General features: G+C 72.5%; 12 protein-coding genes. 11 read left to right on the top strand and 1 reads right to left on the bottom strand.

Annotated elements, in window-relative coordinates; all coding sequences use genetic code 11:
- From E1284_RS31290 to E1284_RS31260, 7 genes are all read left to right on the top strand, one after another.
- Window positions 1–2,364: Rne/Rng family ribonuclease (locus E1284_RS31290; protein ID WP_131943761.1), on the top strand; the 2,364-nt coding region annotated here is incomplete at its 5' end.
- Window positions 2,365–2,654: 290 nt separating this feature from the next.
- Window positions 2,655–2,969: a 50S ribosomal protein L21 gene (gene rplU / locus E1284_RS31285; RefSeq protein ID WP_131943760.1), complete on the top strand. Its 315-nt coding sequence runs from the start codon at window positions 2,655–2,657 to the stop codon at window positions 2,967–2,969.
- A 14-nt stretch (window positions 2,970–2,983) separates the two neighbouring features.
- Entirely contained in the window at window positions 2,984–3,241 is a 258-nt protein-coding gene (gene rpmA, locus E1284_RS31280) for a 50S ribosomal protein L27 (RefSeq protein ID WP_067640985.1), read from the top strand.
- A gap of 82 nt (window positions 3,242–3,323) precedes the next feature.
- Window positions 3,324–4,718, top strand: a complete 1,395-nt coding sequence (gene obgE / locus E1284_RS31275) for a GTPase ObgE (protein ID WP_131943759.1) — start codon at window positions 3,324–3,326, stop codon at window positions 4,716–4,718.
- A gap of 58 nt (window positions 4,719–4,776) precedes the next feature.
- Complete coding sequence (gene proB / locus E1284_RS31270; RefSeq protein ID WP_131943758.1) at window positions 4,777–5,892, top strand: glutamate 5-kinase; 1,116 nt, start codon at window positions 4,777–4,779, stop codon at window positions 5,890–5,892.
- A 73-nt stretch (window positions 5,893–5,965) separates the two neighbouring features.
- Window positions 5,966–7,228 (top strand): glutamate-5-semialdehyde dehydrogenase, encoded by a 1,263-nt coding sequence (locus E1284_RS31265; RefSeq protein ID WP_131943757.1) that lies wholly within the window; start codon window positions 5,966–5,968, stop codon window positions 7,226–7,228.
- A 73-nt stretch (window positions 7,229–7,301) separates the two neighbouring features.
- On the top strand, window positions 7,302–9,065 hold the full coding sequence (locus tag E1284_RS31260) for a TIGR03767 family metallophosphoesterase (protein WP_131943756.1): 1,764 nt from the start codon (window positions 7,302–7,304) through the stop codon (window positions 9,063–9,065).
- 69 nt (window positions 9,066–9,134) lie between these two features.
- Here E1284_RS31260 and E1284_RS31255 read toward each other — a convergent pair whose 3' ends face one another.
- Window positions 9,135–10,166, bottom strand: a complete 1,032-nt coding sequence (locus E1284_RS31255; protein WP_131943755.1) for a M48 family metalloprotease — start codon at window positions 10,164–10,166, stop codon at window positions 9,135–9,137.
- Between the two features lie 89 nt (window positions 10,167–10,255).
- Between E1284_RS31255 and E1284_RS31250 the strand changes: the two genes are divergently transcribed.
- The 4 genes from E1284_RS31250 to E1284_RS31235 form a co-directional block, all read left to right on the top strand.
- Complete coding sequence (locus tag E1284_RS31250) at window positions 10,256–11,542, top strand: phenylacetate--CoA ligase family protein (RefSeq protein ID WP_207924053.1); 1,287 nt, start codon at window positions 10,256–10,258, stop codon at window positions 11,540–11,542.
- A gap of 53 nt (window positions 11,543–11,595) precedes the next feature.
- Window positions 11,596–12,183 carry a nicotinate-nucleotide adenylyltransferase gene (gene nadD, locus E1284_RS31245; protein WP_131943754.1) on the top strand — a complete coding sequence of 196 codons (588 nt, stop codon included), beginning with the start codon at window positions 11,596–11,598 and terminating at the stop codon, window positions 12,181–12,183.
- 180 nt (window positions 12,184–12,363) lie between these two features.
- Window positions 12,364–12,777 carry a ribosome silencing factor gene (gene rsfS, locus E1284_RS31240; RefSeq protein WP_131943753.1) on the top strand — a complete coding sequence of 138 codons (414 nt, stop codon included), beginning with the start codon at window positions 12,364–12,366 and terminating at the stop codon, window positions 12,775–12,777.
- The coding region (locus E1284_RS31235; RefSeq protein WP_165965503.1) for a histidine phosphatase family protein at window positions 12,770–12,956 on the top strand (187 nt) is incomplete at its 3' end. The genes rsfS and E1284_RS31235, both read left to right, overlap by 8 nt.

Below are 12,956 nucleotides of genomic sequence, written 5' to 3'. Positions count from 1 at the left end.
AAGCCCGCCCCCGAACCCGAGCCCGAGACCGCCGAGGACGACCACGACCACGGCCCCTCGGACGAGGACGAGTCCGACGACCGCCCGTCCCGGCGCCGCCGGCGCCGCGGCGGCCGCGGCCGCGGCCGCGGCAAGGACGGCGCCGAGGACGAGGCCCAGCCCGACGAGGCCGAGGCGGAGGAGCCCAAGGACGAGCAGCCCAGGGACGAGGCGCCGAAGAGCGGCCGGGCGGCCAGGGGCGGCCGGAAGGACAAGCCCGCCAAGCAGGACAAGGAGCCCAAGGCGGAGGAGGCCGAGCAGGAGGCCGCCGACGACGAGGACGACGGAGAGAACGGCCAGAACGGGTCGAGCCGCCGCCGTCGCCGCCGCAGGCGCCGGTCCGGGGCCGACGCCGAGGGCGGGAACGGCGCCGACGACCCGCCGAACACCGTCGTGCACGTCCGGACGGCCCGCGAGGAGCGCGCCGCCGCCGAGGACGAGGTCCGGTCCGTACGGGGCTCGACCCGGCTGGAGGCCAAGAAGCAGCGCCGCCGCGAGGGCCGCGAGCAGGGCCGCCGCCGCCCGCCGGTGATCACCGAGGCGGAGTTCCTGGCGCGCCGCGAGTCGGTCGAGCGCGTCATGGTGGTGCGGCAGGAGGGCGAGCGCACCCAGATCGCCGTCCTGGAGGACGACGTCCTCGTCGAGCACTACGTCAACCGCGCCACGCACCAGTCGTACGTGGGCAACGTCTACCTGGGCAAGGTGCAGAACGTCCTGCCGTCGATGGAGGCGGCGTTCGTCGACATCGGCAAGGGCCGCAACGCCGTCCTGTACGCGGGCGAGGTCAACTGGGACGCCTCCGGGCTGGAGGGCCAGCCGCGCCGCATCGAGTCGGCGCTGAAGTCGGGCCAGTCGGTGCTCGTCCAGGTCACCAAGGACCCGCTCGGCCACAAGGGCGCCCGCCTCACCAGCCAGGTCTCGCTGCCCGGCCGCTACCTCGTGTACGTGCCGGACGGCTCGATGACCGGCATCAGCCGCAAGCTGCCCGACAAGGAGCGCAGCCGGCTCAAGTCGATCCTGAAGAAGGTCATGCCGGAGAACGCCGGCGTGATCGTCCGGACGGCGGCCGAGGGCGCGACCGAGGAGGAGCTGTCCCGCGACGTGTCGCGGCTCTCGGCCCAGTGGGAGAACATCCAGAAGAAGGTGAAGACGGCGTCGGCGCCGTCGCTGCTCTACGGCGAGCCCGAGCTGACCCTCCGGGTCGTCCGCGACATCTTCAACGAGGACTTCTCCAAGCTGGTCGTCTCCGGTTCCGAGGCGTGGGACACGATCGCCGAGTACGTCGAGTACGTGGCCCCGCACCTCGCCGACCGCGTCGAGCGCTGGACGGGCGACCAGGACGCCCTGTCGGCGTTCCGCATCGACGAGCAGATCGCCAAGGCCCTGGACCGCAAGGTGTGGCTGCCGTCCGGCGGCTCCCTCGTGATCGACAAGACCGAGGCGATGACGGTCATCGACGTCAACACCGGCAAGTTCACCGGGCAGGGCGGCAACCTCGAGGAGACCGTCACCCGCAACAACCTGGAGGCGGCCGAGGAGATCGTCCGCCAGCTCCGGCTCCGCGACGTCGGCGGCATCATCGTCATCGACTTCATCGACATGGTGCTGGAGAGCAACCGGGACCTGGTGCTGCGCCGCCTCGTCGAGTGCCTGTCGCGGGACCGTACCAAGCACCAGGTCGCCGAGGTCACCTCGCTGGGCCTGGTCCAGATGACCCGCAAGCGCGTCGGCCAGGGCCTGCTGGAGGCGTTCTCGGAGACCTGCGAGTCCTGCAACGGGCGCGGCATCCACGTCCACCTGTCGCCGGTCGAGCCGAAGCCGGACAAGGCGGCCGGCAAGGAGAGCGGCCGCCGCCGCAAGCGCAAGGGCGAGGTCGAGAAGGCCGTCGAGGAGAAGCTGGCCCAGCACGAGGCCAGGCCGAAGGAGGCCGAGCCCGAGCCGGCCGCCGAGGCGCCGGCGCCCGCGGTGGAGGAGCAGCCGGAGCCGGTGCGGTCGCGGCCGAAGAAGTCGGGCCCGGCCAAGCGCCCGGCGGGCCCGCCCCCGGAGATCGACGAGTCCCCGGCGCAGGCCGCCGTGGAGGCCGCCGACGCCGCCGTGGAGGCCGTCGACACCTCCCCGGGCGCGCTGGACGACGCCGAGCCCGTCGCGGTCACCGCCAACGGCACCGGCCCCGACCTGGACGGCGCCGCCGCCGAGTCGAACGGCAGCGCGCCCGCCGAGGCCGAGGGCGCCGGTGACGGCGAGGGCGGCACGGCCACCCGCCGCCGCACCCGCCGCCGCGCCACCGCCGCGCAGACCGCCGACGGCGGCGACTCCGCGGACTGACGAGGGACGGATGCCCCGGCCGGACGCGTTCGCGTTGCGCTCGGGGCATCCGGTACCCTTGTACTTCGGCGCGTCATCGGCGCGTCGCCCGAACCCGCACCGCGAGCCCCGTCCGGGGGTCGTTCGGTGCTCACCTCGCCGATCCGGCGAGGCCAAGCAGAGAGCGCCAGGGGCAGCCCTGGTGTGCCGCCCTCGGCCCGGTGCCGGGGGTAGGCCCCCATCCGGGGGCTGGTAAGCCACGCGTGGGACCGGTTCAGCCCGGAAGCGCGCGCAGACGAAGGGTTTCCGCGGTGTACGCGATTGTCCGCGCAGGCGGCAGGCAGGAGAAGGTCGCCGTCGACGACGTGCTGACCGTCGACAAGCTGGCCGGTGAGGTCGGCTCGACCGTCACGTTCCCGGCGGTGCTCGTCGTGGACGGCGACGACGTCGTCAGCAAGGCCGCCGACCTGGCGCGCTACGAGGTGACCGCCGAGATCCTCGGCGCGGTCAAGGGCCCGAAGATCAACATCATGCACTACCGGAACAAGACCGGGTACAAGCGGCGGATGGGACACCGCCAGCCGTACACCGAGGTCAAGATCACCGGTATCAAGGCCGGGAAGTAAGGGAGAGCGGTCTCATGGCACACAAGAAGGGCGCATCGTCCAGCCGCAACGGTCGCGACTCCAACGCCCAGCGCCTCGGCGTGAAGCGGTTCGGCGGCCAGGTCGTCAACGCCGGCGAGATCATCGTCCGGCAGCGCGGCACCCACTTCCACCCCGGGCCGGGCGTCGGCCGCGGCGGTGACGACACGCTGTTCGCGCTGGTCGCGGGCGCGGTGCAGTTCCGCCGCTACCGCGGTCGCAACGCGGTGAGCGTCGTTCCCCCGGCGGAATAGTCCGCCTGGGCACCTAGCGTTTTCGAAGGGGCGGACCGTTCTTCGGTCCGCCCCTTCGCCGTTTTCACTGAGGAGAGTCACCGTGGCCGCTGGAGCGGGATCGGGCGCGCAGTTCGTCGACCGGGTGGTGCTGCACGTCGCGGCGGGCAGCGGCGGCAACGGCTGCGCCTCGATCCACCGGGAGAAGTTCAAGCCGCTCGGCGGCCCGGACGGTGCGAACGGCGGCCGCGGCGGCGACGTCGTCCTCGTCGTCGACGGGAACGCGGCGAGCCTGCTGGAGTACCACCGGCGCCCGCACCGCAAGGCGGGGAACGGCAGGCCGGGGCAGGGCAGCCTGCGGACGGGCGCGGACGGCGGCGACGTGATCCTGCCCGTCCCGGACGGCACGGTCGTGAAGCAGGGCGACACCGTCCTGGCCGACCTGGTCGGCGAAGGCACCCGGTACGTGGTCGCGAAGGGCGGGCACGGCGGTCTCGGGAACGCGGCGCTGGCGTCGGCGAAGCGCAAGGCGCCGGGGTTCGCGCTGCTCGGCGAGCCGGGCGAGGAGCGGGACGTCGTGCTCGAGCTCAAGAGCGTCGCCGACGTGGCGCTCGTCGGCTTCCCCAGCGCGGGCAAGTCGTCGCTGATCGCGGCGCTGTCCGCCGCGAAGCCGAAGATCGCGGACTACCCGTTCACGACGCTGATCCCGAACCTCGGCGTGGTGAGCGCGGGCGATACGACGTTCACGGTCGCGGACGTCCCGGGCCTGATCGAGGGCGCCAGCGAGGGACGCGGGCTCGGCCTCGACTTCCTGCGCCACATCGAGCGCTCGTCCACGCTCGCGCACGTCCTCGACTGCGCGACGATGGAGCCGGGCCGCGACCCGGTCAGCGACTTCGAGGTCATCGAGCGCGAACTGCGGGCGTACGACCGGGTGCTCGGCGACCGGCCGCTGTCGGACCGTCCGCGCATCGTCGTCCTGAACAAGGTGGACGTGCCCGACGGCCGCGACCTCGCCGAGATGGTCCGGCCCGAGTTCGAGGCGCGCGGGCTGAAGGTGTTCGAGGTGTCGGCGGCGACGCACGAGGGGCTGCGGGAGCTGTCGTTCGCGATGGCGGCGATGGTGGGCGAGTACCGCGCGTCGCTGCCGCCGGCGGAGCCGACCCGCATCGTGATCCGGCCGGAGCCGGTCGGCGGCGACACCGACTTCGAGATCAGGACCATGGGCGACAACACGTACCTGATCACCGGGACGAAGCCCGTCCGGTGGCTGCGGCAGACCGACTTCGCCAACGAGGAGGCCGTCGGCTACCTCGCCGACCGGCTCGCCCGGCTCGGCGTGGAGGACGCGCTCGCCGAGGCGGGCGCGAGCGCCGGCGCCACGGTCCTGATCGGCACCGCCGACGACTCGGTCGTCTTCGACTGGGAGCCGGAGGTGCCGGCCGGCGAGGCCGCCATGGGTCCTCGCGGGACTGATCGTCGGTTGGAAGGCCACTGAGAAATGAGCGGAGCGAACCTGGGGGTGCGGGGGGTCGCCTCCCGCAGGGAGCAGGGTCATGAGTGAGCGGGTGGAGGTCGCCAAGGCGCGGCGGATCGTGGTCAAGGCGGGGTCGTCGTCGCTGACCACGCCGCGGGGGACGATCGACGCGAACCGCATCGACGCGCTGGTGGACGTCCTCGCCGCGCGCCGCGCCGACGGTACCGAGATCGTGTTCGTGTCGTCCGGTGCGATCGCCGCCGGGCTCGCGCCGCTGGGGCTGAGCCGGAGGCCGCCCGACCTCGCGACGCAGCAGGCGGCGGCGAGCGTCGGGCAGGGCCTGCTGTTCGCGCGCTACACCTCGTCCTTCGCCCGGTACGGCATGACGGTCGGGCAGGTGCTGCTGACCGCCGACGACATGATGCGCCGCTCGCACCACCGCAACGCGCAGCGCACCCTAGGGCAGCTCCTCGCGATGGGGATCCTGCCGATCGTGAACGAGAACGACACCGTCGCCACCGACGAGATCCGGTTCGGTGACAACGACCGGCTCGCGGCGCTCGTCGCCCACCTGATCCGCGCGGACGCCCTCGTCCTGCTGTCGGACGTCGACGCCCTCTACACCGGCGACCCGCGCCAGCCCGGCGCCCGCCGCGTCGACGACGTGCACGGGCCGGACGACCTGAGGGACGTGAAGCTCGGCCGGTCCGGACGCGTCGGGACGGGCGGCATGGTGACGAAGGTGGAGGCGGCCCGGATCGCGGGCATCCCGGTCGTCCTGACGAACGCCGCGTCCGCCGCGCACGCGCTCGCGGGCGACAAGGTCGGCACGCTGTTCCACCCGGCCGAGGGCCGCCGCATGTCGACGCGCAACCTGTGGCTCGCGCACGCCACCACCGGCCAGGGCCGCGTCATGCTGGACCCGGGCGCCGTCGAGGCGGTCGTGCGGCGCCGCAAGTCCCTGCTCCCGGCGGGCGTCACCGGGGTGGACGGCGATTTCGCCGCGGGCGACCCGGTCGACCTGTGCGACACGTCCGGGCACGTGGTGGCGCGCGGCCTGGTGAACTACGACGCGTCCGAGATACCGGAGCTGATGGGGCGTTCGACCCGCTGGCTGGCCCGCGAGCTGGGCGCCGAGTACGAACGCGAGATAATCCACCGAGACCACCTGGTAATCCTGACCGACGAACGTTGACCTGCGGCGTGTTGTTGTTATCGACGCCGTCATAACAACAACACGCCGCAGGTCAACGAAGAGGAGAGGCGTGATGAGCGACGACGAGCGCGAAGAGTTCCTGCGGGTGGCGCGGCGCGCGCGCGAGGCGGCGGCCGGGCTGGCTCCGCTGCCGCGGGCGGCGAAGGACGCGGCGCTGCACCGGATCGCGGACGCGCTGGTCGCCGCCGCGCCGGAGATCGTGAAGGCCAACGAGTCCGATGTGGCGCGGGCCAGGGACAACGGCACGTCCGAGTACATGATCGACCGGCTGAGCCTGTCGGAGCAGCGGATCGCCGCGATCGCCGACGCCGTCCGGCAGGTCGCCGCGCTGCCGGACCCGGTCGGGGAGTCGATGCGCGGTGGCGTGCTGCCGAACGGGCTGGAGCTGCGGCAGGTCCGGGTGCCGCTGGGCGTGGTCGGGATCATCTACGAGGGCCGCCCGAACGTGACCGTGGACGCCGCCGCGCTGTGCCTGAAGAGCGGGAACGCGGCGATGCTGCGCGGCTCGTCGTCGGCGTACGACTCGAACACGGTGCTGGTCGAGGTGATGCAGGGCGCGCTGGCCGAGACGCAGGTGCCGGCGGACGCGGTGCAGCTCCTCCCGGGGACGTCCCGTGAGTCGGTGAAGCACCTGATGCGGGCGCGCGGCCTGGTGGACGTGCTGATCCCGCGCGGCGGCGCGTCGCTGATCAACTCGGTGGTCGAGGAGTCGACCGTCCCCGTGATCGAGACCGGCGTCGGGAACTGCGCGGTCTACGTGGACGCCGCCGCCGACGTGGACATGGCCGTCGACATCCTGCTGAACGCCAAGACGCAGCGTCCTTCGGTCTGCAATGCCGCGGAGACGTTCCTGGTGCACGCCGACGTCGCCGACACGTTCGTCCCGCGCGCGCTTGAGGCGCTCAAGGGCGCCGGGGTCACCGTCCACGGCGACGACCGGATCCGCTCCTACGACGGCGATGTCGTGGAGGCGACCGAGGACGACTGGTACGCCGAGTACCTGTCGCTCGACATCGCCGCCCGCGTGGTCGACTCGCTGGACGACGCCGTCGCGCACATCCGCACGTACGGGTCCGGCCACACCGAGGCGATCGTGACGGCGTCGCAGCCCGCCGCGAAGCGTTTCGTGTCGCTGGTCGACTCGGCCGCGGTGATGGTGAACGCCTCGACCCGCTTCACCGACGGCGAGGAGTTCGGGTTCGGCGCGGAGATCGGCATCTCGACGCAGAAGCTGCACGCGCGCGGCCCGATGGGGCTGCCGGAGCTGACCTCCACGAAGTACGTGGTGACGGGGGAGGGGCACACCCGCGGCTGACCGGCGGCGTCCGTCCAAGTTGTGACATCTTTGCCATTGATGTCACGTTGCGGGTGTGGTCTGATTCACGATTGTGACTCGTGAGTACAGCCGCCGCCGTGTCCTGAAGGGCGCCGCCCTCGGCGCGGGGATCGCCTCCACCGGGCTGGCCGCGTTCCCCGCGCGTCCCGCCGCCGCTGCCGCCGCGCCCGCGCTGGCCGGGCCCGTCGCCGGCACCACCCTCGACCGGACGTACGTGCTCGGCGCGGCGGGCGCGGGCGGGTACCGGCCGGTGATCACCGGGCCGGGGGAGCCGCACCTGCTGCGCCGCGACCTCGGCGGCACCGCCGGTGCGCGCCGTGCCGCCACCCGCCGGGGCGTCCTGGCGTTCGGGCACCTCACCGACGTGCACGTCATCGACGCGCAGTCCCCGGCCCGGGTCGAGTTCATCGACCGGATCCGGGACCTGGTGAGCGGGTTCCCCGAGGGCGGATACCGGCCGCAGGAGATCCTGTCCACGCAGGTCGCCGAGGCGATGGTGCAGGCGGTGAACCGGGTCGGGCGCGGGCCGGCGACGGGCCTCGGGCTCGCGTTCACGATCAACACCGGCGACGCCGCCGACAACGTCCAGTACAACGAGATCCGCTGGATCATCGACCTGCTGGACGGCGGCCGGGTCCGCCCCGACTCGGGCGACCCGAACCGGTACGAGGGCGTCATGGACTGGGCGTCCTACGACCGCGCGTACTGGCACCCGGAGGGCCCGCCGCCCGGCGCGCAGGCCGACGTCGCGATCACCGAGTACGGGTTCCCGCGCGTCACGGGCCTGATCGACGCCGCGCGCCGGCCGTTCCAGGCGACCGGCCTCGACATGCCGTGGCTCGCCGCGTTCGGCAACCACGACGGGCTCATCCAGGGCAACCTGCCGGTGAACCCGCTCGTCTCCGGCCTCGCCACCGGCGGCATCAAGATCGGCGCCCCGGCGGACGACGGCCAGGCCGAGCGCCTCGCCCGCATGATCCAGAAGGCGGACGCGGCCGAACTCGTCCGGCTGAGCCGGGAGCAGGGCGGCGCGGGCGGCCTGTTCCGCCCGGTGACGCCCGACTGGAACCGGCGGATGCTGTCGCGCCGGGAGGTCGTCGCCGAGCACTTCAAGACGTCCGCGCCCCTGCGCGGCCACGGCTTCACCGCCGCCAACCTCCTCGAGGGGACGGCCTACTACGGGTTCGACCAGGGCGTGGTGCGCGGCCTCGTCCTCGACACCGTCAACCCGAACGGCTACTCCGAGGGCTCGCTCGACAAGAAGCAGTTCGCCTGGCTGGAGGCCCAGCTGAAGGCGGGGAGCAGCCGCTACTTCGCCGCGGACGGCTCGGTCGTGAGGCACGCGGTGAAGGACCGGCTGTTCGTCCTGTTCAGCCACCATCCCATCGCCTCACTGGAGAACCCGCTCGGCGGCGACCGCGTCCTCGGGGACGAGGTGCGGGCACTGCTGCTGCGCTACCCGAACGTCATCCTGTGGGTGAACGGCCACACGCACCGCAACGAGGTCATCCCGCACGCGCGAGCGAAGGGGGCGGGGGGAGGGTTCTGGGAGGTCAACACCGCCGCGCACATCGACTTCCCGCAGCAGAGCCGCATCGTGGAGCTGGCCGACAACCGCGACGGCACCCTGTCGGTCTTCGCGACGATCCTCGACTCGGCCGGGCCCGCGTCCTACGGCGGCCGGCTGACCGACCCGGTCCGGCTCGCGTCGCTGTCGCGGGAGCTGGCGGGCAACGACTGGCAGGACCGCGACTCGCACCGCCGCGGCGAACTCGACGACCGCAACGTCGAACTCCTCGTCCCGGCGCCGTTCTAGCGCGGACGTCCGGGTATGGGAAGGGCCGCCGCGTCCGTGTCGCGGCGGCCCGTGCCCTCTCGCCTCGCGCTAGCCGCCGGTCGGCCCGTTGTCGCGGCGGGTGAGCCGGTCGAACAGCCCGCCGGCCGCCCCCGCGGCCGCGTCCGCCATGTCGCGGACCTTGCCCACGAACGGGTCGGCCGTCCGCTCCCACGACTCCCGGTAGGAGCGCGCCGCGTCCTTGATCCCCTCCCGGACGGAGGCGCTGTCGTCCTCGTCGCGGCGCGTGTAGTCGCCGGCGAGGATCCGCTCGTACTCGCCGCTGCGCGCCCACCGGTCGATCTCCGCGAACCGGATCACCGCGAACGGGTGCGACTGGCCGAGCAGGTTCAGGAACTTCAGGATGCCGTCGCGGACGTCGCCGGCCGCGTCGTACTCGCGGGCCTGCTCCAGGAACGCCTCGGCGCTCATCTCGCCGAGCCGGACCCCGCCCGCGAGCTTCATGTTGACCCGCTTCGCCGCGTCCACGTCCTGCCCGGCGAGCAGCCCCGCCCGGTCGGACGACAGCTCGGCCTTCCGGAACCACTCGCGCAGCCCGATGATGATGGCCGCGATGCCGACGTTGCCGAGCGGCAGCCACGCGAGCCGCGACCCGAGCTGCAGCAGGATCTGCATCATCGTCTGGTAGACGGCGTGCCCGGACAGGATGTGCCCGACCTCGTGCCCGATGACGAACCGCAGCTCCTCGTCGTCCAGCAGGTCGATGAGGCCGGTGTTCAGCACGATGAACGGGTGGTCGGAGCCGAGCGCCATCGCGTTCGGCGTCGGGTCCTGCCGGACGTACAGCTCCGGCACCTCGGGCATGTCCAGGATGTAGCAGGCGTCGCGCACCATGTCGTGGATGTGGCGGAACTGGTCCTCGCCGGCGCGCACCGTCCCGCCGAGGAACATCAGCCGCAGCGACCGCTCGTTGACCAGCCCGGACAGCTTGCGCAGGACGACGTCGAACCCGGAGAGCGAGCGCAGCGCCACGAGCGCCGATCGGTCCGCCGGGTGTTCGTAGGCCCGGGAACTGATCCCCGGGAACCGCGTACGTGCTCGATCCGGTGTGTTCTCCGTCATGTCTGGCATGGTAGTCCCGACGAACCAGCGTGCCGCTGGGTTCCACTCCGGGGGACCCGAGCGGCTCCGCCCTCCCCGGGAGGCGAGTTATGTTCGACCCCAAAGCCGAGGCGATGTCCCTGGACGAGCGGGCCGCGCTGCAGCGGCACCGGCTGTGGGGCCTGGTCGACCGGCTCCTCGCCGCGGACGGCGTGCAGGGGAGGCGGCTGAAGGAGGCCGGCGTCGGCGGCGGCTCCGACGTGACGCTCGCCGACCTCCGCGACCTCCCGTTCACCACCAAGCAGGACCTCTGGGACACCTATCCGTTCGGGATGCTCGCCGTCCCGCAGGACCAGGTCGCCGCCGTGCACGGCTCCAGCGGGACGCGCGGACGCCCCACTCTCGTCGCCTACACCAAGGCCGACCTCGACCTGTGGGCGGCCATGTGCGCGCGTTCCCTGTCGTGCGCCGGGGCGGCGCCGGGCAGCGTCGTCCACAACGCCTACGGCTACGGGCTGTTCACCGGAGGCATCGGCGTCCACCAGGGCGCCGTCGCGCTGGGCGCGACCGTCGTCCCCATGTCCGGCGGCATGACCGACCGGCAGGTGCGGATGCTCGCCGACCTCGGCGCCGACATCCTCACCTGCACCCCCGCGTACGCGCTGCGGCTCGGCGAGGCCGTCGCCGAGGCGGGCGTCGAACTGCCCGCCCTCAAGGCCGGGGTCTTCGGCGCCGAACCCTGGTCGGAGGAGCTGCGCACCGCCATCGAGGCCGTGCTGCCCCTCAAGGCGGTCGACATCTACGGCCTCTCCGAGGTCATCGGCCCCGGCGTCGCCACCGAATGCCTCGAACAGGACGGCCTCCACGTCAACGAGGACCACTTCATCGTCGAGGCCGTCGACCCGTCCACCGGCGACCCCGTCGAGGACGGCGCCCCCGGCGAACTCGTCTTCACCACCCCCACCAAGCAGGCGCTGCCCCTGCTGCGCTACCGGACCGGCGACATCGCCTCCCTCATCCGCGGCGAATGCCCCTGCGGGCGGACCCTCGTCCGGATGAGCAAGGTCCTCGGCCGCGCCGACGACATGCTCGTCGTGCGCGGCGTCAACGTGTACCCGAGCGAGGTCGAGCGCGTCCTGCTCGGCTCCGGGCTCGTCCGGCCCCACTACCAGCTCGTCGTCGACCGGCGCAGCCCGTCCACCCGGCTCCTCGTCGCCTGCGAGGCCGTCTCGGACGACCCGAAGGAGCGCCTCGCGCACGCGCTGTACGAAGCGCTCGGGCTCACCGCCGAGGTGTTCGTGCTGCCGGACGGAACCGTGCCGCGCGTCGAGGTCGGCAAGGCCGTCCGCGTCGTGACCTGGGAAGACGGGCGCCCACCGCTTCCCGGCCTCGGCTGAGCCGGGGGACCCGGACGTTCCGGGCAGCGGCCCGGCCGATTATTCTCGTCGCCATGACGCAAAAGCGCCGGCTCGGGGTCATGGGCGGCACCTTCGACCCCATCCACCACGGGCACCTCGTGGCCGCGAGCGAAGTCGCGCACTTCTTCTCCCTGGACGAGGTCGTCTTCGTGCCCACCGGCCTGTCCTCCCACAAGGAGGGCGGCGACGTCACCGCCGCCGAAGACCGCTACCTCATGGCCGTCATCGCCACCGCGTCCAACCCCCGCTTCTCCGTCAGCCGCATCGACATCGACCGGCCCGGCCCCACCTACACGGTCGACACCCTCCGCGACATGCGCGACATCCAGGGCGAGGGCACCGACCTGTTCTTCATCACCGGCGCCGACGCGCTGGAGAAGATGCTCACCTGGCACGACACCGATGAACTGTTCGAACTCGCCCACTTCATCGGCGTCACCCGCCCCGGCCACCGCCTGGCCGACCCCGGCCTCCCCAACGGGCGCGTCTCCCTGATGGAGGTCCCCGCGCTCTCCATCTCCTCCACCGAGTGCCGCGAACGCGTCCACGCCGGGGAACCCATCTGGTACCTCGTCCCCGACGGCATCGTGCAGTACATCAACAAACGCGGGCTGTACTAGACACTTACCCGGAACGCGCATTTCCGGCGGTGCGGAGGTGTGTCGGCGGGGGCACATACCCTGGAGGGGAAGGGCCGCATGAGCCGTGCGGTCGTACAGCGACACAGGGGTACCGACGTCCGCCGCCCGTGAGAGGGTGTCAACGGAGACGACCCCTACAGGGAGGATCGCGAGCGCATCGTGACCGCATCCAAGAGGGCGGCAGAGCTCGTCCGGATCGCCGCCGAGGCGGCGGGCGACAAGCTGGCCGACGACATTCTTGCCTACGACGTGAGCGAGCAGCTCGTCATCACCGACGCGTTCGTGCTCTGCTCCGCCCCCAGCGACCGGCAGGTCCGCGCCATCGTGGACGAGGTCGAGAAGCGCCTGCGCGAAGAGGCGGACGCCAAGCCCGTCCGGCGCGAAGGCGAACGCGAAGGGCGGTGGGTCCTGCTGGACTACGTCGACATCATCGTGCACATCCAGCACGAGGAAGACCGCATGTACTACGCCCTCGAACGCCTGTGGAAAGACTGCCCCCTCCTCGACCTCCCGGAGAGCGTCACCGCTCACCAGGCCCGGCGCGCCCGCGCCGTCGGGAGCCCGAGTGAGTGACACCCGGCCCACCCGCGAACCCGGCCGGCGCAGGCTCGTCCTCTGGCGGCACGGCCAGACCGCGTGGAACGTCGAACGCCGCTTCCAGGGCAAGACCGACATCCCGCTCGACGACACCGGCGTCCAGCAGGCCCGGCGCGCCGCCCGCCTCCTCGCCGGGCTCCGCCCCACCGCCCTGC

The sequence above is a fragment of the Actinomadura bangladeshensis genome, assembly GCF_004348335.1.
Taxonomy (GTDB): domain Bacteria; phylum Actinomycetota; class Actinomycetes; order Streptosporangiales; family Streptosporangiaceae; genus Spirillospora; species Spirillospora bangladeshensis.
Note: the sequence above shows the minus strand (reverse complement) of the source record. Positions and strands in the feature narration are given on the sequence as shown.